Annotated in this window: 24 protein-coding genes; 20 read left to right on the top strand and 4 right to left on the bottom strand. The window is 36.5% G+C overall.

The window, feature by feature from the left end; translation table 11 throughout:
- Positions 1-12: 12 nt before the first annotated feature.
- The 3 genes from SJY37_RS08350 to SJY37_RS08340 form a co-directional block, all read right to left on the bottom strand.
- Entirely contained in the window at positions 13-864 is an 852-nt protein-coding gene (locus SJY37_RS08350; RefSeq protein WP_379952997.1) for a prephenate dehydrogenase, read from the bottom strand.
- A gap of 78 nt (positions 865-942) precedes the next feature.
- Positions 943-2,085, bottom strand: coding sequence for a pyridoxal phosphate-dependent aminotransferase (locus SJY37_RS08345; RefSeq protein ID WP_379952996.1), 1,143 nt, complete (start codon positions 2,083-2,085; stop codon positions 943-945).
- A complete protein-coding gene (locus tag SJY37_RS08340) occupies positions 2,082-2,900 on the bottom strand; it encodes a prephenate dehydratase (RefSeq protein WP_379952995.1) in 819 nt (272 codons plus the stop codon). Before SJY37_RS08340 ends, SJY37_RS08345 begins: the two co-directional genes overlap by 4 nt.
- Positions 2,901-3,295: 395 nt before the next feature.
- On the opposite strand from SJY37_RS08340, the gene gldA reads away from it, so the two are divergent.
- The 14 genes from gldA to SJY37_RS08270 all read left to right on the top strand — a co-directional run bounded on the left by gldA (position 3,296) and on the right by SJY37_RS08270 (position 21,017).
- Complete coding sequence (gldA, locus tag SJY37_RS08335; RefSeq protein WP_379952994.1) at positions 3,296-4,192, top strand: gliding motility-associated ABC transporter ATP-binding subunit GldA; 897 nt, start codon at positions 3,296-3,298, stop codon at positions 4,190-4,192.
- A gap of 137 nt (positions 4,193-4,329) precedes the next feature.
- Positions 4,330-5,172 (top strand): bacteriorhodopsin, encoded by an 843-nt coding sequence (locus SJY37_RS08330; RefSeq protein ID WP_298326704.1) that lies wholly within the window; start codon positions 4,330-4,332, stop codon positions 5,170-5,172.
- 259 nt (positions 5,173-5,431) lie between these two features.
- Positions 5,432-5,701 (top strand): 30S ribosomal protein S15, encoded by a 270-nt coding sequence (rpsO, locus tag SJY37_RS08325; RefSeq protein ID WP_298326707.1) that lies wholly within the window; start codon positions 5,432-5,434, stop codon positions 5,699-5,701.
- Positions 5,702-6,227: 526 nt separating this feature from the next.
- A complete protein-coding gene (locus SJY37_RS08320; protein WP_379952993.1) occupies positions 6,228-8,432 on the top strand; it encodes a polyribonucleotide nucleotidyltransferase in 2,205 nt (734 codons plus the stop codon).
- Positions 8,433-8,731: 299 nt separating this feature from the next.
- Positions 8,732-9,499 (top strand): hypothetical protein, encoded by a 768-nt coding sequence (locus SJY37_RS08315; RefSeq protein ID WP_379952992.1) that lies wholly within the window; start codon positions 8,732-8,734, stop codon positions 9,497-9,499.
- A gap of 269 nt (positions 9,500-9,768) precedes the next feature.
- Positions 9,769-11,184 carry a PKD domain-containing protein gene (locus tag SJY37_RS08310; protein WP_379952991.1) on the top strand — a complete coding sequence of 472 codons (1,416 nt, stop codon included), beginning with the start codon at positions 9,769-9,771 and terminating at the stop codon, positions 11,182-11,184.
- A 437-nt stretch (positions 11,185-11,621) separates the two neighbouring features.
- On the top strand, positions 11,622-14,423 hold the full coding sequence (locus SJY37_RS08305) for a TrlF family AAA-like ATPase (protein ID WP_379952990.1): 2,802 nt from the start codon (positions 11,622-11,624) through the stop codon (positions 14,421-14,423).
- A 201-nt stretch (positions 14,424-14,624) separates the two neighbouring features.
- Entirely contained in the window at positions 14,625-15,146 is a 522-nt protein-coding gene (locus tag SJY37_RS08300) for a DUF695 domain-containing protein (RefSeq protein WP_379952989.1), read from the top strand.
- 115 nt (positions 15,147-15,261) lie between these two features.
- Positions 15,262-15,870: a hypothetical protein gene (locus SJY37_RS08295; protein ID WP_379952988.1), complete on the top strand. Its 609-nt coding sequence runs from the start codon at positions 15,262-15,264 to the stop codon at positions 15,868-15,870.
- 343 nt (positions 15,871-16,213) lie between these two features.
- Entirely contained in the window at positions 16,214-16,843 is a 630-nt protein-coding gene (locus SJY37_RS08290) for a PH domain-containing protein (RefSeq protein WP_379952987.1), read from the top strand.
- Between the two features lie 207 nt (positions 16,844-17,050).
- Positions 17,051-17,536 (top strand): hypothetical protein, encoded by a 486-nt coding sequence (locus tag SJY37_RS08285; protein WP_379952986.1) that lies wholly within the window; start codon positions 17,051-17,053, stop codon positions 17,534-17,536.
- A gap of 27 nt (positions 17,537-17,563) precedes the next feature.
- Complete coding sequence (locus SJY37_RS08280; RefSeq protein WP_379952985.1) at positions 17,564-18,439, top strand: CPBP family intramembrane glutamic endopeptidase; 876 nt, start codon at positions 17,564-17,566, stop codon at positions 18,437-18,439.
- Positions 18,440-18,643: 204 nt separating this feature from the next.
- Complete coding sequence (locus SJY37_RS08275; RefSeq protein WP_379952984.1) at positions 18,644-19,534, top strand: hypothetical protein; 891 nt, start codon at positions 18,644-18,646, stop codon at positions 19,532-19,534.
- Between the two features lie 28 nt (positions 19,535-19,562).
- A complete protein-coding gene (locus tag SJY37_RS08270) occupies positions 19,563-21,017 on the top strand; it encodes an FAD-dependent oxidoreductase (RefSeq protein WP_379952983.1) in 1,455 nt (484 codons plus the stop codon).
- On the opposite strand, the gene SJY37_RS08265 is transcribed toward SJY37_RS08270, so the two are convergent.
- Positions 21,014-21,688 (bottom strand): class I SAM-dependent methyltransferase, encoded by a 675-nt coding sequence (locus SJY37_RS08265; RefSeq protein WP_379952982.1) that lies wholly within the window; start codon positions 21,686-21,688, stop codon positions 21,014-21,016. The genes SJY37_RS08270 and SJY37_RS08265 overlap by 4 nt on opposite strands.
- Positions 21,689-22,414: 726 nt before the next feature.
- Here SJY37_RS08265 and SJY37_RS08260 point away from each other — a divergent pair.
- The 6 genes from SJY37_RS08260 to SJY37_RS08235 all read left to right on the top strand — a co-directional run bounded on the left by SJY37_RS08260 (position 22,415) and on the right by SJY37_RS08235 (position 26,006).
- Entirely contained in the window at positions 22,415-22,747 is a 333-nt protein-coding gene (locus SJY37_RS08260; protein ID WP_339848068.1) for a metalloregulator ArsR/SmtB family transcription factor, read from the top strand.
- Between the two features lie 48 nt (positions 22,748-22,795).
- Positions 22,796-23,263 carry a DUF6428 family protein gene (locus tag SJY37_RS08255; protein WP_379952981.1) on the top strand — a complete coding sequence of 156 codons (468 nt, stop codon included), beginning with the start codon at positions 22,796-22,798 and terminating at the stop codon, positions 23,261-23,263.
- Between the two features lie 25 nt (positions 23,264-23,288).
- Complete coding sequence (locus SJY37_RS08250; RefSeq protein ID WP_379952980.1) at positions 23,289-23,921, top strand: low molecular weight phosphatase family protein; 633 nt, start codon at positions 23,289-23,291, stop codon at positions 23,919-23,921.
- Between the two features lies 1 nt (position 23,922).
- A complete protein-coding gene (gene arsB / locus SJY37_RS08245) occupies positions 23,923-24,969 on the top strand; it encodes an ACR3 family arsenite efflux transporter (protein WP_379952979.1) in 1,047 nt (348 codons plus the stop codon).
- A gap of 258 nt (positions 24,970-25,227) precedes the next feature.
- Positions 25,228-25,692 (top strand): NUDIX hydrolase, encoded by a 465-nt coding sequence (locus SJY37_RS08240; RefSeq protein ID WP_379952978.1) that lies wholly within the window; start codon positions 25,228-25,230, stop codon positions 25,690-25,692.
- An 8-nt stretch (positions 25,693-25,700) separates the two neighbouring features.
- Positions 25,701-26,006: an immunity 53 family protein gene (locus tag SJY37_RS08235; RefSeq protein ID WP_379952977.1), complete on the top strand. Its 306-nt coding sequence runs from the start codon at positions 25,701-25,703 to the stop codon at positions 26,004-26,006.
- Positions 26,007-26,251: the final 245 nt, after the last annotated feature.

The raw sequence follows: 26,251 nt of genomic DNA, 5'->3' as shown, positions 1-26,251 counted from the left end.
GAAAGCGCAAAACTATTTAATTCCGTTTAATATTTCCTTAATGTGGTTCGTGTTTTCCATCTCATCATGTACTCCTTGAAAATCGTCATTTTCTAAAAGCATTTTAAAATCGCTGAGATTTGCAATATATTCAGTTAACGTCTCTAAGACATTCTCTTTATTCTGTTTAAAAATTGAGGTCCATGTTACTGGGTTACTTTTTGCCAAACGTACGGTAGATGCAAATCCGCTGCCCGCCATGTCAAAAATATCACGCTCATTTTTCTCTTTTTGTATCACCGTCTTACCTAGCATAAACGCGCTTATGTGTGAGAGGTGACTTACGTATGCAATATGTTTATCATGAGACACAGGATCCATGTAGCGTATGCGCATCCCCATATTTTTAAAGAGGTCGAGCACTTTTTCTTGCAGCTTAAAAGCTGTTTTCTCTACCTCGCATATAATATTAGTCTTCCCATTATATAAGCCTGTAATCGCTGCACTAGGCCCAGAAAATTCTGTTCCTGCAATAGGGTGACATGCAAGAAAGTTGCGACGTCTAGGGTGTAATGCCACTACTTCACAAATGGCTTGCTTTGTAGATCCCATATCTACCACAATCGTATCGTCTCCTATATGATTAAGAACGTCTGGTAGTACATGAATAGCAACATCTACTGGGATTGCTAGCACTACGAGGTCTGCTGTTTTAATATCTTCTAGTACGGCGCTTTTATCTACAAAACCTAATGACAGTGCTTCGGCTACGTGAGCTTCACTTGCATCTATACCATAAATAGTTGCCGCAGGTTCTTGCTCGCGCAAATCTCGCGCAAATGATCCTCCTATAAGCCCCAACCCTATGATGTAAATGTCTTTCATTATCTAAATATTACTCTCTAATCGCTCAAATTCAATGTTTTACTGATAAAAACACCTCATATCCAGCTATTAATTATCTTAAAATCTACTTATTGCTTCTTTAATTTCTTCTTCTTTTACACAAAGGCTAAACCTGATGTATCCTTTCCCCATCGTTCCAAAAATGGTTCCTGGTGTGATAAAAATGAATTTCTCGAGCAAGATGTTATCTATAAAGGCTTCGGCATCGATTCCTTCTGGCAGTTTTGCCCAGACAAATAATCCTACAGCATCTCTGTCGTATGTACAACCTAACCTTTCGGCAAGCTCATAAACTAGTTTACGGCGGCGCCCATAAATGGTATTGATATGTTCAAACCAGTCATCTCCTAAGCCTAAGGCTGCTACAGCTCCTTTCTGTATGCCGTAAAACATACCGCTATCCATGTTAGATTTTACACGCAATACGTGTCCTATATTTTCGGCGCTTCCTAGTACCATTCCCACACGCCATCCGGACATGTTGAAGGTCTTACTAAGACTGTTAAGCTCTAAGGCTACTTCAGACGCTCCTGGAACTGCCAGCAGTGATTGCGGATTGTCATTAAGTACAAAACTATATGGATTATCGTTGATTACTAATATGTGTTGCGCTTTCGCGAAAGCGATTAATTCTTCAAAAAAACCATCTGGCACCTTAGTCCCAGTAGGCATATGAGGATAATTTACCCACATTAACTTTACACCCGAAAGATCTTGAGCCGCCAGTGCTTTTAAGTCTGGCAACCATCCGTTCTCCTCATTAAGATCGTATGTAATTGCCTCTGCCTCCACAAGTCTTGTCACCGCAGCATAACTAGGGTATCCAGGATTAGGAAAAAGGACTTTATCACCAGGATTTAAAAATGCCATCGAGATGTGCATAATCCCTTCCTTAGAACCCATGAGCGGCAATATCTCAGTGTCTGGATTTGCGATTACTCCATATTGTTTTTTATAGAAATCTGCCATAGCTCCTCGCAACTCAGGAATACCGGTGTAACTCTGGTACTGGTGAGCCACACTATCATGTAATCCTTTGAGCATAGCTGCAACGGCTGCCGGAGGCGCCGGCATATCTGGACTTCCTATTCCCATATTAATCACAGGATGACCGTCTGCAATGAGCGCGCGAACTTCCTTAAGCTTTCGCGAAAAGTAGTATTCCTTGGTTTCCTGTAACCTATTTGCTGGTTGCATCATTGCTTTCTGTTTTTGTAGGCTCCTAGTACTTTAAAATCATTTGCCATGATCTCTAGTAATTGTACTGCCTTATTAAAGCTTTCTATTTTTTCAAAAGTGACATCTACAAAAAATGCATACTTCCACGGCTTCTCGATAATAGGCATGGACTGAATTTTTGTGAGATTCATCTTGCAATCACTCAGCACATTTAATATTGCCGCTAGACTGCCACGCTTATGGTCTGCCGAAAATCTTAGAGATGCCTTATCAATAACACCTTCTACTTGTTTCTTATCCTTATTTAAGATAAAGAATCGGGTTGCATTCTCATTGATGGTCTGTATGGACGCTCTTATGATTTCTAGTTTGTAAATACTTGCTGCGGCTGTACTGGCTATGGCTGCTACTCCTTGTAATTGCTTTTCTTGTATCTCACGTGCTACACCTGCGGTATCTGTATCTTCTACAAGTTTTATGTCTGGGTAGTTTCTAAAAAACTCACGACATTGTAAGATTGCCATAGGGTGTGACCACACTTCTTTTATATCCTCTATGCCTTGACCTGGTAGCGCCATTAACTGATGCTGGATGTCAAGGTAGAACTCTCCTTCTATGTGTAAATCATGTTTATCTAGTAATGCATAATTAGGGAGTATTGCTCCTGCGATACTATTTTCTATAGCCATAACAGCATCTTGTACTTCGCCTTCTACCAGTGCGTCTACTAGCCTAGGAAAAGACATGCACTCCACCACAGCAGCGTCTGCCCCAAAAAATTCTTGAGCCACCTTGTGATGAAATGATCCTTGTACGCCTTGTATTGCTATTTTCATAATTGTGCAAAAAAAAAGCCCTGATAAAAATTTATCAGGACTTATTGAAATATTGAGTGTTATTAAATTAGCACAATATCAATCCTGATCTCTTCCCGTAAAAGAAGAAATAGAAAAAATTGTTCCAATAATAAACGTTTGATAACATGTTGACTTATTTGACTGCTAAAGTAGAAAAAATATCTAATGAGCCAATTTATTTACATCCTTTTATGAAATATTTTTTATTGAGCATAGATTTTGAGGAATTATCAATCAAACATCTATTAACTAGTGAAAATGAGAATATGATAGGTATTCCTATTTTAAAATCTCTTTAGCTTAGATGATCGTCACACTTTTAAATGTATCCTCCCGTTATCAATTCTTACATTTACAGTATTAAATACTCCTCTATGTCCATTGTAGTAACAGACATCACAAAAATGTACGGCACTCAGAAAGCGCTTGATCACATTTCCTTTTCCTTACAAAAGGGTGAGATTGTAGGCTTTCTAGGTCCTAACGGTGCTGGTAAGAGTACATTAATGAAAATACTCACCACCTACCTCTCCCCTACTTCTGGAACAGCAACAGTACATCACCACGACACAAAAAGCAATGTACAAGAAGTGCGTCGCGCTGTGGGATACTTACCAGAGCACAATCCGCTTTATGTGGAAATGTATGTGCGAGAATATCTAGCGTTTAATGCAGGAGTTTATAAGGTATCAAAAGAACGCATAGATGAAGTTATCAACCTCACAGGACTAACCTCTGAGGCACATAAAAAAATAAGCCAACTATCAAAAGGTTACAGACAGCGTGTAGGTCTTGCTACTGCTTTGCTACATGACCCAGAAGTATTGATTCTTGATGAGCCTACTACAGGGCTAGATCCTAATCAGCTATTAGACATTAGGAATCTCATTAAAGATATAGGTAAGGAAAAAACGATATTAATGAGTACGCACATCATGCAAGAGGTAGAAGCCATTTGTGATCGTGTGATTATTATTAATAAAGGAACTATAGTAGCCGATAAGAAAATGACAGAGCTACGCGATGGACAGCAGCAAATAGTCATTGCCGAATTTGATTACCGCGTAGAAGAAGTTGTATTGAGTAGGCTAGACAAAGTAGCTTCTGTAAAAAATACTACAGGATTCACATATGAAATTACCTTTAGTACTCAAGATGATATGAGAGCAAAAGTCTTTGACTTTGCACATGATAACGACCTTAAAATCTTACAACTCAATCAGAAAAACGTAAGCCTAGAGGGATTATTTACAGAACTCACCTCCTCCTAAAAGCACCTTATAAGTCGCATATACACCTAGCACTCTTATTGTTTTCTTAATTTTGTTTAATTAAATATTAAATAACTTAAACAAAGTAATCGTTAGTCGTAATTTTATGGAAAAAAGAAAACCATAAAAAAATTGCTATGACACAAGAACTAGGAAATGCAAATTTTGAAAACTTTATAGGCGCGACAGAAGGCTTCTCTGAGATTGCTTATCAATTTACATCACATATTCTCACATTAGGATATGCAGTAATGCTCGCAGGGCTACTCTACTTTATCCTTACCATCAAAAATGTAGATAAAAAATTCCAAATGTCGAACATATTATCAGCTGTGGTGATGGTTTCGGCATTTTTACTTTTATATGCGCAGGCGCAAAACTGGACATCAAGTTTCACCTATAATGAAGAAGTAGGAAGATATTTTCTAGATCCAAGTGGAGATTTATTTAATAATGGATATCGTTATCTCAACTGGCTCATCGATGTACCTATGCTTTTATTCCAAATTCTATTTGTGGTAAGCTTAACTTCTTCAAAATTTAGCTCTGTACGCAATCAGTTCTGGTTTTCTGGGGCAATGATGATTATTACTGGATACATTGGTCAGTTTTATGAAGTAAGTAACTTGACTGCCTTTTTAGTATGGGGAGCTATTTCATCTGCATTTTTCTTCCATATTTTATGGGTAATGAAAAAAGTAATCAAAGAAGGAAAAGAAGGCATTTCTCCTGCAGGACAAAAAATACTTTCTAATATCTGGATCTTATTTTTAATATCATGGACTTTATATCCAGGAGCTTACTTAATGCCATACCTTACTGGAGTAGACGGATTTTTATATAGTGAAGATGGCGTGATGGCTAGACAACTAGTATACACTATTGCAGATGTAAGTTCTAAAGTTATCTATGGTGTATTATTAGGTAACCTAGCAATTACATTAAGTAAGAACAAAGAGTTGGTTAAAGCAAATAGCTAATTATAAAGAGCAACTCACAAACTCAATAATAACAAAATCACGTTAACAGGTATTACTCATGCCATTTAACGTGATTTTTGTGTTTTACAAACAACTCATAACCTTGTAATTTCATTGAAAAACTAACGCTAGAAGCTATTATTTAGAGAATTGACTGCAAATTAAGCCCCAACAGTTTGTTAATACAAAGAATAATGTATCTTTGCACGCTGATAGAATCGCTATCATATACATGAATTTCATTTAAAACAATACTGGAATGTATTTAACAAAAGAACAAAAACAAGAGCTTTTTGCAAAGCACGGTAAAGGTAAGAACGATACAGGATCTGCTGAAGGTCAAATCGCAATCTTTACACAACGTATCTCACACTTATCTAACCACCTGAAAACAAATCGTAAAGATTATGTTACAGAGCGTTCACTAGTAATGCTAGTAGGTAAGCGTCGTTCATTACTTGATTACTTAATCAAGAAAGACGTATTACGTTACAGAGCTATTATTAAGGAGCTTGGTATCCGTAAATAATATTTTAAAAAAGGAGTTCCTAACGGAGCTCCTTTTTTATTCCTTTTAGTAGGAAAACCACGTAAGAGTACATCGCTATAAAGTACAACTCTTGCAAAAGCATAAAACATTACAGATGTTCTCCTCTAGTTTTGATAGTCACAACATGACTATCTTATCTTAAACGAGAACGGATCATTATCTACTCAGTATTAAAAGGTAAGTTTATAAAAGCTTCATTTGATACAAAGCAGATTTTCGCCGAAAGGCATATAATACTCCAAGTCCTTTTATACACAAGTAATTATGTATAGAACGACAAAGAAAGCTTTCACAGCTAGTTTTTCATTGGTGTCCGATTTTTGGGAAGTAACTACCCTTTAATCATCCCGTATCTTTTTACAGATACATCAACTACACAACGCAACGACACATGGAATACCCACGAAGGGTGTTCTACCATTAACAATTTTCGCGAAAGCGGGATTACAATAATCCTTTGCACGTGAGAATATCTCGACATAGATCGAGGTGAAAAACAAATTTTATGATTCCAAAGGTTTACAAAGAGGTCATCGACCTTGGTGATGGAAGAGAAATCTCTATCGAAACAGGAAAACTTGCAAAGCAAGCACACGGATCTGTAGTAGTACAGTCTGGAAAGTGTATGTTGCTTTGTACTGTAGTATCAAACTACGAACAAAAAGATCTTGACTTCTTACCACTTACGGTAGATTACCGTGAGAAGTTTGCAGCGGCAGGTCGTTACCCAGGTGGTTTCTTTAAGAGAGAAGCTCGTCCATCTGACGGTGAAGTATTAACAATGCGTCTTGTGGATCGTGTATTACGTCCATTATTCCCAAAAGATTACCACTCTGAAACTCAGGTGATGATTCAGTTAATGTCTCATGATGACGACGTTATGCCAGATGCAATGGCAGGTCTTGCAGCAAGTGCTGCCATCCAATTATCTGACTTCCCATTTGAGTGTGCTATCTCTGAGGCTAGAGTAGGACGTGTAAACGGTGAGTTTATCATTAACCCTACAAGAGCACAGCTAGAAGAGTCTGACATCGATATGATGATTGGAGCTTCGGCAGACTCTGTGATGATGGTAGAAGGTGAGATGGATGAAATTTCTGAAGAAGAAATGGCAGACGCAATTAAATTTGCTCACGACCACATTAAAGTACAGTGTGCTGCACAGCTTCGTCTTGCAGAAGCTTTTGGTAAAAAAGAAGTACGCGAGTACCCAGCCGAAAGAGAAGATGCAGACCTTAAGCAAAAGGTACACGACATGGCGTATGATAAGGTATATGCAATCGCACAAGCCGGATCTGCAAAGCATGAGCGTAGCGCTGCTTTTAAAGAAATTAAAGAAGAAATCAAAGCAACTTTTTCTGAGGAAGAACTTGAAGACTTTGGTGGACTTGTATCTAAGTATTACCGTGCTGCCGAAAAGGCTGCAATACGTGATCTTACACTTAACGAAGGACTTCGTCTTGATGGTCGTAAGACTACAGAGATACGCCCTATCTGGAGTGAGATAGATTACTTACCGTCTGTACACGGATCTGCAATCTTCACACGTGGAGAAACTCAGGCACTTGCTACAGTAACACTAGGTACTTCTAGAGATGCAAATAAAATAGATATGCCATCATATGAAGGAGAAGAAAACTTCTACCTTCACTATAACTTCCCTCCTTTCTGTACAGGTGAGGCAAGACCTATACGTGGTACTTCACGTCGTGAGGTAGGTCACGGTAACCTTGCGCAACGTGGTCTTAAAGGAATGATCCCAGCAGATTGTCCTTATACAGTACGTGTGGTGTCTGAGGTGTTAGAATCAAACGGTTCTTCATCTATGGCAACAGTATGTGCAGGTACTATGGCAATGATGGATGCAGGTATCCAGATGACGAAGCCAGTTTCTGGTATCGCAATGGGACTTATATCTGACGGTGCTTCTGGAAAGTATGCAGTACTTTCTGATATCCTTGGAGATGAAGATCACTTAGGAGATATGGACTTTAAAGTAACAGGTACGGCAGACGGTATTACTGCTTGCCAGATGGACATTAAAGTAAAAGGATTATCATACGAGATTCTTGTAGCTGCATTACAGCAAGCTAGAGATGGTCGTTTACACATACTTGATAAGATTGTAGAGACTATTGCAACTCCACGTGAGGATGTAAAAGACTACGCTCCTAAGATGGTAGGTGTACGTATCCCTAATGAATTCATTGGTGCATTAATAGGCCCAGGAGGAAAAGTAATACAAGAACTTCAAAAAGCAACTGGAACTACTATCGTTATAAACGAAGATCCAGTAACAGAAGAAGGTATTGTAGAAATCTTAGGTACAGGTCAAGAAGGTATCAACGCCGTACTTGCAAAGATAGACTCAATTACATTTAAGCCAGTCGTAGGTAATACGTACAAGGTGAAAGTAATCAAGATGCTAGATTTTGGTGCAGTAGTAGAATATCTTGACGCTCCAGGTAACGAAGTACTTCTTCACGTATCTGAGCTTGCTTGGGAACGTACAGAAAATGCTTCTGACGTAGTTTCTATGGGTGACGAGCTTGACGTAAAATACTTCGGTATAGACAAGCGTACTCGTAAGGAAAAAGTTTCTCGTAAAGCATTACTTGAGAAACCAGAAGGTTATGTAGCTCCAGCTCCTAGAGAGCGCAGCAGCTCTGACCGTCGTCCACCTAGAAGAGATGATCGTAAGAGAGATTAATTCTTATATAGCTGTAAGTCATTAAACACTTACACTAGTCAATTATAGAAAATCGGTTATCCTTCACAGGGTAGCCGATTTTTTTTGTGGTACGCTTTCGCGAAAATGTGAGCAACCACAACACTTCCCAAGGCATCATTAAAAATAACTTGTATAAATATGGCTGTAATGAGGAAATACGTAATCATAAAACAAACAGAATATATATTTTAGCCCTCGTTTTATGCTGTTTTTTAAAAGCACCATAGCAACAGTAAACTCAAATCACTAATTATAATATTTAAAATCGTCAATAAATTATGAAAAAACTATTACTCATTCTTTTAGCCTTAAACTTAAGCTGTAAAAGCGATATCAACTCAAATGCTAATAAAGATTCTAGCGGTTCAATTCAAAAAAGTCTAGGTAAAAAAATTGATATCACTGATCAATTAGAAAAGTACTTTTTACAAGACGGCATTGATCAAAGAAATAAGGAACTAGAAGATATACTATCTAAAGCTGACGCTAAAACATCTAATGCATTAGAAAATGCGCTTAGTGGTAACTCAAGATATAGTTATAGGTATGATTCCGTACAAAATGAAAAAGATATTATTGAGGCAAAAAGTAATAGAGAGGTTTTTGTTACAATGCAAAAAAACGTACAAAACTATGTAGCATCGGCAGAAAGCAATAAAGCATATGTTTATCCTTTACAAAAATCGCCAAAGGATGTCGTTCTCTACCTTTTTGAATCAGTTACAAGCGGAAAATTTTCTGACTTAAAATATTTTAACGATCCATATTTAAAAGATTATAGTGACGCACATTCATTGTTTCTGATGTTTTCATACTTCCCCGAAATAAACTTGATTTCCAATAGAAAAGCCCATAGGAAATTTGCTGAACTTATGGCTGAATCTAAGGATACCAGCATTGAGGTGAAAAATGTAAGGATAGAAAAAAATAAGGCCTTTGTTTTAACCTCTTTAGTTGACAGTAGCTCTACGGAAGATGCAAAGGACTTTGTTGTAGAATTAGTAAATCGCAATGAATATTGGTTCTTTGACGGTATAAAAGATTAAAGAAAAAGCTTATTAATTATAATCTCACAAAATCGGCTATCCTTTACAAGATAGCCGATTTTTTTTTGCACTACGCTTTCGCGAAAATATGGCAACCACCTTACTCCCCAAGGCATCATTAAAAATAACTTATAGAAATGAAGCTATAATGAGGAAATACGTAATCATAAAACAAATAGAATATATATTTTAGCCATCGCTTTATGCTGTTCTCTTTAAAAGCAGCGTCACATCAACAAATTCAAATCAGTAATTATAATATTTAAAGAATGAAAAAAATCACTTTATTAGCTTCCATTTTTTTACTTTTTTTATCATGTAGTAATGATGAAAGTGAGCAGCCTGAAGAACAATTAATCGCTTGTTTCGATGTTTCAAATGACACCCTAGAGGTGGGGGAAGAATTTCAAATCACAAACTGTTCAGTTGGAGCCAGCTCTTTTGAATTTGATTTCGGAAATGGAACTACAAGTACTGACGATGCACCATTGGTATCATATCAAGAGTCCGGTGTTTACACAGTTAAATTAAAAGTAACATCAAGTAGTGGTGCAATAAAAATTACAACTCAAATCGTAAGAGTTAATGACATTGAAGAAAATTATCTCTATGCACCGGTACTTGAAGGTGACAACATCTTCCCTATAAATTTTGGTTTTTCAGATAATTCATTTTACTATATTGAAAATTTCTGGAACATTTTTGCAGCTAGCTCAGGTAGATTTAACTATGTAAAAATTGATTTTAGCGATAATACTTTTAATAAGTCATATATAGCTAATAAAAGTTATAACTCTGGTCATGCTTTTGTAAGTACTCTCAGTAATGATGAAAAGTTGTTTTACTCAACAAGGTCTTTACAATCTATATTAGGATTAAAAGAGGTAAAACTAAATTCTAGTTTACAACCACAAAGCACTCAAAATAACACTTATAGAGTGCTATACGGTGTTCTTGAAGATAATGACAACTATTTATATTACGGTGCTTATAGAAACTTCAGTTCAAATGACCCAGATTTTTCTTTATATAAGAGTCCTTCAATTGATATTCGTGATAATATGGGGATCATTTTAGAAAGAAAAACGTACAATGAAATAGAGCAAGGATTTATTGGAAACCTTGAAAAGACAGATGATGGATTTATAGCCTTTGGAGGTATAACAGACCCGATAGACTTCAATACTTTTGAAAACTATAGACCTCTAATTATCTTTTTAAATAATGACTACGAGTATGTAAGTCACGTAACATATGAAAATACATCAATCGCTGCCATTGACAATGATAATCTCAATGCGTCCTTTAACATAGCCAAAATTGCAACTAATAATTATGTTTTATACAGCCACAATGAATTTAGACTCATCGATGCTCAAGGTAATGAGTTAATTAAGTCAGATTTGCCTACGCAAAGTAGCGTCCAGAGTCTACTGGCTCTAGAAAATGAAGGTTTTATAATTTCTTCAAAGGATTATATGCACAAATATGATCTTAATGCTAACTTAATTAAATCCATAAAATTCAATGGTAAAGCAACACCTAATTTAGTTCTCAATGATAACAAGATATTTTTTGCATCTGGTTATAGTTCAAGCTATATCATAGACGAAAATAATTATTCGGTTTTTAAAACATTTATTGGAGCTATGGATAAAGATTTAAATATCATAAACTTAAATTAATCCTAATTGCGGGAGCATATTACTTCAAAAAGATAATCGAACTTCGCTATGATGATGTCACCAAAACAAATTAAAATCACATACTAATCTCTGATTAATCACATAAAATCGGTTATCCTTCACAGGGTAGCCGATTTTTTTTGTGGTACGCTTTCGCGAAAATGTGAGCAACTACAACACTTTCCAAGGCATCAATAAAAATAACTTGTAAAAAATTGACCATAATGAGGAAATGCGTAAAGGAGATAGGTTATAGTGGTGTATTTTAGTGAGCTGTAGAGTAGTTGATTACACAGTTGATTGTATATAGCTAATAACGAGATATAACCTATAAACTAAAACAACTAACTAGTATACAGTTTTACAAGGCTTACAGGCCATAAATAGTAAACTTGCTGTTATATGCTAGTTACCAGCAAGCAAAAAACACAAACTAAATGACAGAATTAAATTATAAAGGGAGTAGATGGTTTAAATGTGATTTACATCTACACACAACTGCAAGTAAGTGTTTTGAAGACCAAACTGTAACCGCTCAACAATGGGTTGACAGAGCTATTGATCAGGGTTTGAATTGTGTTGCTGTTACTGACCATAATACAGGAGCAAGTATTGATGAAATAAAAGAAGCTGCGAAAGACACTTCATTGACAATCTTTCCAGGGGTTGAAATAACTTGTGATGCAAGTAAGGTTCATTTGCTTATAATTTTTGACATAACTAAAACTACTGCGGACATAAGAGATTTTCTTGTTAGAGCGAATATCAAAGCAGAAGATTTTGGGAAACAAGAGGCGGCAACCATTTCTAGCATTTTTGAAATATCCGAATTAGCGATAAAAGATGGTGCTTTAGTAATTCCTGCACATATTGACGAATACAACGGACTTGGCTCTGTAAGTGTTGGGAATTTAAAAAAACTATATGCCGAATATGAGATAAATGCGGTTCAAGTAGTTCATAAGGATTTTTTAGACCCTTCTTTACAAACGACAGGTAATGTAGATTTGAAAGTAAAGTTGAACGATTATTATAATTATCCAACACCTTCAGTCGAAGATTCAACGATTAAAGAATGGTACACTTCTATAAAATACGCCTTAGAATCTAAAAAAGCTATTGTAACTTTCTCCGACAACCCACACGCACCAAAAAACTCTAAACACGGCTTAGATGGAATTGGAACTAGGTTTACTTGGATTAAAATGGGTGACACGCCTTCACTTGAAGGTTTGAGACAAGCCTTTTTATTACCTGATTTCAGAATTAAGAATGATTTTAATTCGCCTAATTCTCCTTATAATCTTCCAGACTTGTGGATTAAATCTATTACGGTTTCTAATTCAACAATAACAAAAGACAACATTCCACTAAAAATAGATTTCAACCCACAATTAACTACGATTATTGGAGGTCGTGGTAGTGGAAAATCAAGTATTTTGAGATTTATTCGAGGCTTGTTTAATCGTACAAATGATTTAGCCGATTTAACAGAAATTCTTCAAGACCACAATCACTTTTATAAAAGTTTTGATACTAGAACTCAAAAAGGTGTTATCAAGGAAGACTCTTCAATTGAAATAGAGTTTATAAGAAATAGTATTATTTATAAAATAATAGCAAGCGATATATCTAATTCAGTTAATCAAACAATCATTATTCAGAAATACGATTCAGAAACAGATGATTGGATTTTGGAGGAAGCTGAATCATTTATTGACTTTTTTAAATATGAGCAATATTCTCAAAAACAGATTTATGAAATAGCTCAAGAACCTAATTCATTAAGAGAGAGAATTGATAAATCTATATCTGGAATGGAATCTCTTGTAAATGAGAGAGAAATAATCAAAAAAGAGTTTTTAGAGAAATCAGCCTCTATAAGAACAATAAGACAACAAATTTCAGGAAAAGGAAAACTACAAACTGAAATAACAGATTTAGACGCTCGGATTAAATTATTACAACAAAGTGGTATAGCTTCATTACTAACTTCAAAAAATAAATTCACAAGTCAAAAAAAGACTATTGATGAATTTATTCTAGAAGCAAAAAACAATGAAGATGAAATCGAAAATCTTTCCAATACTCTTAAGATAGATGAAATTGATTTTACAGAATTTGACACAAAGTATTCTGACGAAATTTCGCCATTAAGTAAAGGTGTTGTTGAAGGTTATGAAGAAGTCAAGCGTGAAATAGAGGCTTTAAAACAAAAAGCTGAGAAATTAAGAACCGACTTTAACACCTCATTACCTTTAACAAACTGGAAAAAAGATTTCGACCAAAACAATCTTGATTTCAACGCTAAAAAAATTGAATTAGAAACTCAAGGAATTGATGACATTTCTAATTATGAAAAACTTTCAGAAGCTAAAAAAGCAAAAGAATTAGAGCTAGAAAAAATAATAACTATTGAACTAAGTCTAATCACTGAAATAGCTGAAAGAGGAAATCTACAAAATCAATTCTTACAAAAGACTAAAGACATTACTGTCTTGAGAAGAAATTTTGTAGCTGACTTAATGCAAGATGATAAAGTAAAAGTTTCAATTAGACAATTTAGAAATAAAACTGATTTTGTAAATAAAATTAGAGCTATTACCCAAAGATGGACTGGTTTCGAAACTGATATCGATTCATTGGTTAACATTTGCTTTAATGGTAATGTTGAGCATAAAATTAAAGATGTTCGCGAAATCTTTTTAAAAATTAAAAAAGAGGAAACTGTAACAAATGTTAGTGGGTACTTTGTGAATTTAGTCAAGGGAATGTCCGAATCTCAAATTGATGAAATTGAGTTACTAATTCCCGAAGATGAAATTGATGTACAATACAAACCTTCGGGTTCGTCTACATTTAAGCCATTATCTACAGCATCAGCAGGTCAAAAAACAACAGCGATTTTGACTTTTATTCTTTCTCAAGGTAATACACCTCTTTTATTAGACCAACCAGAAGATGATTTAGACAATAGATTAGTATATGAATTAATTGTTGACCGCTTAAAACAAGCTAAAGAAAATAGGCAAATCATAGTAGTTACCCATAATGCAAATATTCCAGTAAATGGAGATGCTGAATATATTTTATCAATGGATTCTGAAAGTAAGAATCTAGAAGTTCTATATTCTGGAACAGTTGAAGAACCGACAATTAAAAAAGAAATTTGTGACGTTATGGAAGGAAGTGAAAAAGCTTTTAATATGCGTTCAGAAAGATATAAACATATAAAATAGCCAGCTGGTAACAAAGAACTGAGTTAAAAAACAAGCCTACTTCAACTGAGCTCAGCACATGCTTTTAGGCTGATCCTGATCTATGATTTTCATCATAAGGTCTTCCTGATTTTACGATAGCAAAGGCTTGTTTTAAGAGCTTATTTTTAGTGCTACGTTTCATACACAAGCCGTTGGCGTGAATTAAAAAAAAGACAATAAATGAAAAGTAGAATTATAATATTAATAATGGGAATTTTTGGTTTATTCTGGAATTGCAAGGATTCAAAAAAAGAGGATTTTAAAGTGACTTATCCTGTAGAAAATTTAGGAGTTATAAAAGCTAAATATTCTGATGGAAGTCTTGCAATTGGAGCTTTTAATAGAGGTTATAAAGACTATGAAGAAAAGTCTTTCTATCCTTGGAGTTTGATAATAAATATGGAATTGAATATTGAAAAATGCAATCCAAACGGTCTTCCTTTAGATGATGAAAGTGAACTTGCTAATCAACTTGAAAATGAATTAGTTGAAAATTTATCTAAAATTTCACCAGTTCATAATGTTGGACATTTGTTTAACAGTAATCATTTGGATATATATCTATACGTTCGAGACAAAAATAAAATAGATAAGTGGCTAAAAAGAGAAATCGAAAAAGAAAATTTAAAACGTTCTTTCAGTTATGAACTAATTAAAGACAAAAACTGGGAAACAATTGGGAATTTTATGAATGATAAATAAAGCCAGTTGCCAATAAAGGACAGAGTTATAAAACAAACCCTCCTATACTTCACAACCCCAAACCCACCACCTCATGTTTGAAAAATCAAAATCCTTTTTATACAGAATCGTATTTATGATTTTGTTTATTGTACTAGCCAAAACATGCGTTTCAGACTATATAAATGGTGGTGATGAGTATAAAATAAGCGAACTAGAACAAATGATTAGTGAGAACACCGTTGTCACTGCAAGCTTATCAAATGAATATACAGAGTCCACGGTGGCAAGTGTGGTCAAGCTTTATAAGTTTGACTATAGGTTTAATCTCAATGGCAAGTCTTACACTGGTAAAATCACGCTCAACGCTGTACCTAATACTAGCAAACTCAACATCTACTACCTAAGCGATGACCCTAGCATCATCGCTGCAGATCCGTATGAAGCCATCGCGGCAGAAAAGGAAAAAGGCAGCTCTATTTCTGAACTACTCATTGGGATTGTTTGGGGAGTGCTCGCTATCATATTATTAATCTCCTTGATTGCTACCATAAAAAGCACAAAGACACTTAAGGACCCAACTCAGGTCACTAAAACAGCTCCTAAAAGCATCAAAACAAGCACAAAGAAAAAAGCTGCCGCACCAGTTCCAGAAATCACACCAGAAGAAGAACGCCTACGCGCCCTTGAAAAAGAACGTATCCGTAAAGAAAAGGAGGATCCATCTAGGTTTATGCCGAGGTAGTTGGTAGTTGGTAGTTGGTAGTTGGTAGTTAAAGGAGTTTAATCTTTAAGAGAAGATAAAAGGACTTACTACTGTTAGCTAACTATTTACTCTGAGTCGGAGGCTCGCTAATTATAAAACATATAACTCAACAGACAAAAAAGCTATCCATAAAAGGATAGCTTTTTTGTTGCGCTGAAATAGAAGTTGAAAGAAACAAACTATAAAATTTAGGCAGAATGAGGTTGACCGTAAAACAAATCAAAATCAAGCTATTAATTTAGTTCCTTATAAACTTACAACTTCAACAATTTGAATCTACTACGATACAGTTTTGACTTGAATCAGAGTAAGATGAAATGAAATGGAGTTTAAAATTCACTTAAAACAAATGGACTTAAAAAAATTTTTAAACGAATCTCAAGACCCAAAAACTGTTGAAAAAGTTTTAGGTAGAATCAGTGAATTATTAACTAAAGATGAAACGGTAGAATATGTTGCAGTTCAAAAAAAACCGGCTGTAAATTTATCACCAGACTCAATTGCACTAACAAATAAAAGAATCATTTTCTGTCGTCCTAAATCGTTTGGTCTTTCAATGAATTTTCAAGATTTATTGTGGAAAGAAATTTCAGATTGCCATATGAAAGAAGGAATTCTTGGTGCAACATTTACTGTAAAAAAGCTGAAAGGTGGAGGTATTCTCTCTTTAGATTATTTACCTAAATCACAAGCCCGTTTACTTTATCGTTATGCGCAAGAGAGGGAAGAAGAAATGGATGAGTACAGAAGACAAAGAGAATTAGAAAATTCAAGAGCGAAGGCTGGCGGTGGAATCATAGTAAACTCTCCAAGTGCAGATAATAATCAAAATGACAACAATAGTGATGACCCAATTGCCAATCTCAAAAAATTAAAACAACTCCTAGAGCAGGACTTAATTAGTCAACAAGAGTTTGATAATAAAAAGGCAGATATCTTATCTAAACTTTAAAATTATTTTCAAGAATACCCTCTATCAATTAAAATCAGATACCTGGGCACTTTTATTTTCATTAATGAATCTCCATCTAAAGCACTAATGCTATGTTATATTTAGATGGAGATTTTTTCATAAACTCTAATCAAGTAATATGTTTGTATAAATTTATAATTAATGTTCACACCTCTAGTTCGGATTATATTAACGGCAACATGTTTAATGGCAGCCATTTATTTTTACTATAAAGATGATTTTGTAAATATGTCAATGATGCTATTAGCAAGTGGTCTTTTTATTTACGGGTATTTCAAATATGGGACAGTGTATGCGGCATTTCAGCAAATGAAAAAGAATGATTTAAAAAAAGCTGAAGCATTAATTTCTAAAGTTAAAAACCCAGATCGCCTTTCAAAAGAGCACAAAGGGTTTTATTATTTTACCAAAGGAATTATTTCTCTGGACAAGCAAGAGTTAGACAAAAGCCATCATTATTTAACTCAAGCATTAGAAAATGGTTTAAGAACAGAAAACAACCAATCTATCGTGCTATTAAATCTCGCTGATATTGAATTTTCTAATAAGAATTATAATGAGGCAAAAGAGTATATCAATAAGGTTAAGAGCTTCGATTTAAAACCATTGATTCAAGCAGAGACTATCCGACTTGAAGGAAAAATAGATAAAGCAATGCCTTCGAAAAACTAAAATACAACATCATCAATCAATAACTAAATGCCCCAAAACACCACACCTCAACCACCCATAAATAAGCACGTAGGCTGGATACGAGTACTTGCCATTATCCTTCCCTATATATTTATTGTTGCCATCATTCAACTTATAGGCTACTATGTTATTGGTATAGATTATAATGAGATTCCTACCCAAAAATCTCCTTTCCAGTTATACGTAGGCTCCATATTTTCCCTCATTGGGACGTTTATGGTGATATGGATTTTTATAAAATTTGTGGATAGAAAACCATTTATTGAGTTAGGTTTTGCGCTAAAAAACAGAAAGAAAGACATCATCGCTGGTCTACTTATAGGCGCGGCAATCATGGCGCTGGGTTATTTTATCATGTTATCACTAAGCCAAATTCAATTTAAGGGCTTCCATTGGGACGCTACACAGCTGCTGTATGCTATCCTCACGTTTGTGAATATTGCGATATTGGAAGAGGCGCTGCTGCGTGGTTACGTACTGCGCAACCTGATGATTTCTTTTAATAAATACATCGCTCTTATTGTTTCGGCGCTGCTATTTTCATTGCTTCACGCAGGAAATCCTAACGTAGATATGTTTGCACTAGCCAACTTATTCCTAGCCGGTATTTTGCTAGGAATTTCTTATGTGTACACTAAGAATTTATGGTTTCCTATTGCGCTGCATTTGAGCTGGAACCTTTTTCAGACCTTATTTGGTTTCAATGTAAGTGGTATTGATTCTTATCACCTTATTAAAATTAGCATCACAGAAAACAACCTACTCAACGGCGGCCTTTTCGGTTTTGAAGGATCCATATTTTCTATCATTTTTCAGGTGATTACAATTATCCTCATCGTGTGGTATTACCAGAAAAACAGGGACTCTTCAGCGACAGCATAACCAACTGTTTTCTACCATTACATATCGATTTCATAAGAGCTTATGGGGAATGAGTACGCTTTCGCGAAAGCGTGATTCCCCACATCACAACGTCTCACGATTTAATTTTCCATACTTTTAACCCAAAGTCGATCACTAGACACGTGTCAAACCTACCCTGAAACTATCTCAATGTTGATAGTTGGGTCATTATACATCACTACTATGAAGAAAATATCGTTAGTACTCGCACTCATGGTTACTGCAGTTGGATTTACTCAAAATAAGCAAGATGCTAAGCCTAAGCCTGAAAGTAATACGGTATATTTAAAAAAGATAGCGCATAGAACGTCAAGTATTGAGCCTATTGCTAACCCTGAGAACAATCCGCTTATTGCTAAAATCAACGCACTAGAGAACGATCTCAAAGATATGGAGGCAATGCAACTTCAAGATTCTTTCTTATCACAAGATGTATCTAGTTTCGCTACAAAGGATGATGTTTTTAATGGCTACATCAAGCACTTGCGCGGCTTTAAGACACCAGGCGTATATATCGAGGAAATCGTAAAATTCCCACCCGTTGTGGAAGTGGGCAACACAACAAATAAGTTAAAACTTGGTAATGGCGTAGCAGAAGCTCAAGCAGCACTAGACGAAGGATCTATAAGACAAATGCGTACGGAAGATAGCAATCCATCTACCGGAGTTGAAATTATCTCTAACAGAAACCCAAGTAGTAAACCCTTACCTAATGCGGAAAACAATCCGCTTATAACGCAAATAAATGCACTAGAAGCTGCGCTGATAACGGCAAGGGTTGCTCAATTTCAACAAGAATTTGAAACCACATTTCATGGAGTAACTGCTAATCAAGGTGAGCATGTTGATAATCCAGATTTTGTTTTAAACAACTACATCAATAATCTAGAAGAAAACCTACAAAAGCAGGACTATTACAGAAGAGTTTCTGAGCGCTTGAGACATAAGAACAGGGCAATGGTAAAGAAACCTGGCCTAGAGCATAAAGCTGGTGTTACCCCTGGCGGAAAATTAATGATGCAACAAAGAACAAATACAAAGGCTACGACTGTCAAGAAAAAAACAAAGCAGTAAATAGCACAGAAATAACTACCCCAAACGAGTGAACACCTCATCACCTACAAATCCAAGTTGGACCGCCTGTACTGCGTGTAATGGCCAGGGAAGCAAAAGTCAGCGACTTCGCAAGAAAGTACGATTAGCCTACCAGCGAGCGGTTGCGGCTTATGAGGAATCAGATAAAAAAGGCATCGCTCCTACTCGACCAAAAAGACACCAAAGCAAATGCATTGCATGTAACGGCTCCGGTATCATCCCAGCACCATCTCCACCATCACCAGATACAGAGCACTATCCTCATGTGGCAATTATAGGTGCTGGCATAGGTGGTGTAGCGCTAGCGGTGGCTTGCTTACATCGTGGGATTCCGTTTACACTATATGAACGTGATAAGAGTTTTGACGCACGGTCGCAAGGCTACGGCCTTACCTTGCAACAAGCGAGCAAGGCAATCGAAGGTTTTGGAATCACTCAGTTAGATGAGGGAATTGTATCCACTAGGCATCTCGTTCATACTCCAGAAGGAACCGTCGTAGGAGAATGGGGCATGAGAAAATGGATGGAAGAAGAAGATGATGCAAGCCCGAAGCGCACAAACATTCACATAGCTAGGCAATCATTGCGACATGCGTTGCTAGAACAACTGGGCGACTCGCCACACGTACAATGGGGACATCAATATGTGGAGCATAGCAGTGCTCAAAATGGAACTTTAGAAATAAAATTTCAAGTAGATGGAAATATTAAAACCACAAACGCCCATCTCATTGTAGGCGCAGACGGCATACGCAGCGCAGTGCGCAATACCGTTATAGATGAGAAAACGTCACCATTGCAATACCTAGATTGTATAGTGATTCTTGGTATTTGTTCACTTGTAAAGCTAGGAGATATTGAAAGTACCCTACTAGATCAAGCAACAGTTTTTCAAACGGCAAATGGTCACGAGCGCATCTATATGATGCCTTATGATAAAGATGCCATCATGTGGCAGCTTAGCTTCCCCATCTCAGAGCAAGAAGCAATGGCGTTAAATACTGCAGGTCCCGCAGTACTTAAAAAAGAGGCTATCAAGAGAACACAATGGCATGACCCTATCCCACAAATCATGGCGATGACTCCAGAAGCCTTAATTTCTGGCTATCCTGCTTACGACAGGGCACTATTAAAACCTGAAACTTTACAAAATGCTGGAGCAATCACCTTGCTAGGCGACGCTGCACACCCCATGAGCCCTTTTAAAGGACAAGGAGCAAACCAAGCACTTCTTGATGCCTTGGCGCTAGCCAGAGCAATCTCAGCAGGCTGCAAGCCTTGCTCAAACTGGCAAGAAAGAGGATTACGACAAAATGTACTCAACACTTTTGAAGAAAGCATGCTAGAACGCACCGCCTCAAAAGTAACCGATTCCTCAAAGGCAGCTGCTTATTTACATTCTCCTACAGTACTTGAAAAAAACAACGCCCCACGCGGAAAATCCTTTAGAACTAAAGATTAGTACATCGTATAAAGTGTAGTTACAATTCGTCCTTTACCATCAGTTGGAAGCGTAACACTCAGCTCTCGCTCTCTCACAGCCTTCATATTAAAAGGCGACATGAGCAGCTGGACACCGCTATTCTTTTTTAATCTAGTCCCCTGACCAGAAATAATATCTTGATTAGGTGTAAAATCACCATTAGGCAGATGTTCTGTGAGAATTATATATTTAAAGGAAGCCAACTTTTGTACAACACTCGCTATCTCACGATTAGATAAATGTTGTAATACCTGTCTCAAAATCACACAATCGCCCTCAGGAAGTGCATCTGTAGCAATGTCGATACATTCAAAACTAAGCTGCTCATTTTTAAACGTAGCTTTATTGTGATCAATAAGCGCCGCGACAATATCTACACCTGTATATTTCTGCGCGTAAGGAACTAGCTTGCTACCTATATTAAAATCTCCACAACCTAGATCACACACTGCAAGAGGTTCTTCGAAAGAGCTAAGAAATGCCGTAACTGCCTCCACATATGGAACAACAATCTCAGGATGGTGCGATCCTTCACCAGAGTAAAACGAAGAAGCTCCAGCTCCCCACAGCTTCAAATCATACACCTGCTCCATCGCCTTTTTAGTAGGCCATGGTTTTTTAGCTTTTACCGAGAGATTATCTTTTGACATTTAAAACGTTTATAAAGCTCAAAGTACTAACATCTATCCTTCACCTGCAACCCATCAGATACGTTGGATTAAAATATCGTTATGGTAAATTCGATGTTAGCATTGAAGTAACACGCTTTCGCGAAAGCGTAAACTCTAAAATTACTACTCATAAGAAAACAAATAAAAAGTCCCTCTTCGAAGAGGGATTTAGGGAGATGTCCGCAAAGAGAAACTCAATAACAACTTACCATAAATAAAAACAAAGAACCCTTGCTTTGTCAAGAGCAAAAAGCAACCCACAAAACAAATAAAAGGTCCCTCTTTGAAGAGGGATGTAGGGAGATGTCCGCAATGAGAAGCTCAATAACAACTTACCACAAATAAAAACAAAGAACCCTTGCTCTGTCAAGAGCAAAAAGCAACCCACACAAGAAAAAAAACAAAGTCCCTCTTCGAAGAGGGATTTAGGGAGATGTCCGCAAAGAGAAACTCAATAACAACTTACCATAAATAAAAACAAAGAACCCTTGCTCTGTCAAGAGCAAAATGCAACCCACAAAACAAATAAAAAGTCCCTCTTTGAAGAGGGATTTAGGGAGATGTCCGCGCAAAGAGAAGCTAAACAACATTTATCTATACTTGGATAAATGGAGATGTTCGCAAAGAGATAATTAAAAATTAACACACAATTAAATATCACCTCATTAATTAATCGTAATATTGCAATCAACAAATAAGTCAATCATGGGATTAGCAAAAACTGAAATGTTTACAGATGAGCAAAATGAGATTTCTCTTTTTGCCAAAGCTTTTGGTCATCCAGCTAGAGTATCAATACTACAGCATTTATTTAAAATAGATTCTTGTGTATGTGGAGACCTAGTTGCCGAAATAGGACTTGCGCAACCTACCATCTCACAGCATTTAAAGGAACTTAAACTTTTAGGTCTCATTAAAGGAAATGTAGAAGGTACGAGTGTGTGCTACTGTATAGATAAAGAAAACTGGACCGCCATGAAAAATGTAATGACAGCTTTTCTTGACCAAGATCTTAAGAGTAGCGGAGAGTGCTGCTAAAAAAAATTACTTTTATTAATCGTATTATCGCAATAAACAAATAGCATTATGAAACTATCACAAATTAAAACAGCTTTACAAGAGTTAAAAACAATTTCTTTCCAGTTGCCAAATGGATCTTTAGTTCCTAATCACTTTCACGTTACAGAAGTGGGAAAAGTCACTAAAAACTTTATTGACTGTGGAGGTACCGTACGTTATGAAGAGGTTGCAAATTTCCAACTTTGGAATGCAGATGATTATGATCACAGACTTCACCCAGGAAAGTTACTAGATATCATCCAACTTTCTGAAAAGATGTTACACATAGGAGATCTTGAGATTGAGGTAGAGTACCAAGCAGAAACGATAGGGAAATTTGGGCTTGACTTTGATGGCACTTCATTTTTACTCACAAGTAAGCAAACAGATTGCCTTGCAAAAGATAACTGCGGTATTCCTGAGGAAAAGACCAAGCTACAATTTGCTGATATACCAGCAGGAAGTTCTTGTGAACCAGGTAGCGGATGTTGCTAGTAAATCTCTTATAAACATTGTCATCATGGCTATAAATAGAACGGAACTATTTCCAGAAATAGTAACAACAATAGAAGGATTATCAACTGCTTCGATATCTGAGGAGCGTAAAGCAGTCTTGCAACCACTAGCAGATTATATACAGTCTAAGGCTTCCAACAAAGAAGCCATTAGACTTAATTTTATTTGTACTCACAACTCACGTAGGAGTCACCTGTCGCAAGTATGGGCGCAGGCAATGGCAGGCTATTTTGATATATCAAACGTGTCTTGCTATTCTGGTGGTACGGAAGCAACGGTGCTCTTCCCGATGGCAGCACAAACACTTGAGGGTGCCGGTTTTCAAATAGCTGTTATCTCACCATCTGACAACCCAGTGTACAGCATCAAATATGGAAGCAATGAGCAGCCAGTAATCGGATTTTCAAAAACAATGGATCATGCTTTCAACCCTAGTAGTATGTTTGGAGCAATCATGACCTGCTCTCAAGCAGATGAAGGCTGTCCTTTTGTGCCAGGTGCAGAAAAACGTTTTCCTATTACATATGATGACCCAAAAGCGTTTGATAATACTCCGCAACAAGCACAAAAATATCAAGAACGAAGTCTACAAATCGCAACCGAATTACTATTTGTATTCTCTCAAATAAAAGCATAACATGGCACCAAAGAAATTAAATTTTTTAGATAGAAATCTTACGCTTTGGATTTTTGTAGCGATGGCTATAGGCGTTGGTTTAGGATATTTTATTCCTTCATTTCCAGATGTCATAAACTCATTTAACAGCGGAACAACCAACATCCCTATCGCGATAGGATTAATATTAATGATGTATCCGCCGCTTGCCAAAGTCAATTATGCACTCTTACCTAAGGTGTTTAAAAACACAAAGATTCTTTCTATTTCCCTATTACTTAACTGGATTGTAGGTCCAATGTTGATGTTTATACTAGCGATTACATTCCTGAGAGATTATCCTGAATATATGGTCGGGCTTATTTTAATAGGTCTGGCGAGATGTATCGCCATGGTACTAGTCTGGAATGATCTTGCAGAAGGGAGTAGCGAGTATGGCGCAGGGCTTGTCGCGCTTAACAGCGTGTTTCAAGTGTTTGCATATAGCTTTTATGCCTGGTTGTTTATAACGGTGCTTCCACCCTACTTTGGTTTTGAAGGTGCCATTATTGACATCTCTATTGCAACCATAGCAGAGAGCGTAGCCATTTATTTAGGACTGCCCTTTTTACTAGGTATCTTGAGCCGACTTATCTTAGTCAAACTAAAAGGAGAGCATTGGTATACAAATACTTTTATCCCAACCATATCACCATTGACGTTAATTGCATTGCTTTTTACCATTATTGTGATGTTTTCACTTAAAGGGGAGCTCATTGTTCAAATACCTATGGACGTGGTAATTATTGCTATCCCAATGCTCATATACTTTACATTGATGTTTATCATAGGTTTCTTTGTGACCAAAGCTACTGGAGCTGATTATGACAAAACAACAGCTGTAGCGTTTACAGCAGCAGGAAACAACTTTGAGCTAGCAATTGCAGTAGCTATTGCAGTGTTTGGGCTTAATTCTGGACAAGCATTTACAGGCGTTATTGGTCCGCTAGTAGAAGTGCCGGCGTTGATATTACTGGTGCGGGTTTCCTTCTGGTTGCGTAAAAAATATTACAAGAAAGCAGCATTATAGTACAAACTTATTACAGTAAGAAAAGAGAGGTCTACTTGTGATTAAGTGAACCTCTCTTTTTATTTAATATTAATTAGGGGTCGGTAATCTTTTCTTTCAAACTCCCTAGCGCTAAGTCATTTTACTTCATAAAAGCCGCTTTGCGTAGGATTCAGTTCTTATTTTTGCAAGTTCATTGAATTACATTTTGTGCGACATTTAAAAACTCACTTTCACCCTGATATCACCACGCTAGATAATAAAAAAATTTTACAGCGGTTGAGCACGAGAAGTATTACCACACAAGGTAACCGCATCTTACTCATGTATACTGAGCGATATGAGGATTACAGTCTCCCCGGTGGAGGTCTTGATGAAGGAGAAGATATGATTGTTGGGATGATGAGAGAACTCAACGAAGAAACTGGTGCAACGGGAATACAAAACATAAAACCCTTCGGGATTTATGAAGAATATAGACCTTGGTACAAAGCAGATTATGATGTGCAGCACATGATTTCATATTGCTACACTTGTGAGATTAATGAAACGCTAGGAGATTCAAGCCTGGAAGATTACGAGAAAGGCAATGGAATGAAGGCTGTTTGGATAGACATTGAAGAGGCGATTGCTCACAACCAACATACGATAGCAACTAGTGGCAAACAGGGAATGTCTATCGTGAGAGAAACCTATTTACTCACCCTTATCGCCGCACAGCTCAACAACAATAACCACTTATAAAAAACAACATGGAGATAATAGACTGGATACAAGATTGGTTCAAAGGAAATTGTGATGGCGACTGGGAACAAGGAGAAGTTATCCAGATCACAACATTAGATAACCCTGGATGGGAGCTAGAGATTGACGTTTCAAACACCTCTTTAGCTATGATCACCATCCCATGGATTCTCAATGAAAACAGTAAAGATGATTGGTACGGTGTGAAAATTGAGAACCAAAGATTCAGCGCTTCAGGTGATGCTGGAAAATTGAAATTCTTACTAGGTCTCTTTAGAGAAACTGTAGAGAAAATTGAAGGAATGGATGCATAAGATCTTTTTAAAAATTGATTTTACTCTTCAATAACAACTACATATTTTCCTTCTCTATATTAACTTTTAATAGGCACGCTTTCGCGAAAGCGTGGAAAAGCAACAATATCTGGAACTATTGAAACTGCTCAGAAATATGTAGAACAACTACAACAGATGTATACTAAATCGCTTCTTGATGTAAACATCATACTTATTGAATTGAAACGTGATTAACTAATTTGCAGCGTAGTATACAGTGATTC

The sequence above is a fragment of the Dokdonia sp. R78006 genome (genome assembly GCF_042466145.1).
Classification (GTDB): domain Bacteria; phylum Bacteroidota; class Bacteroidia; order Flavobacteriales; family Flavobacteriaceae; genus Dokdonia.
This window is presented reverse-complemented; position numbering and strand designations above follow the sequence as displayed.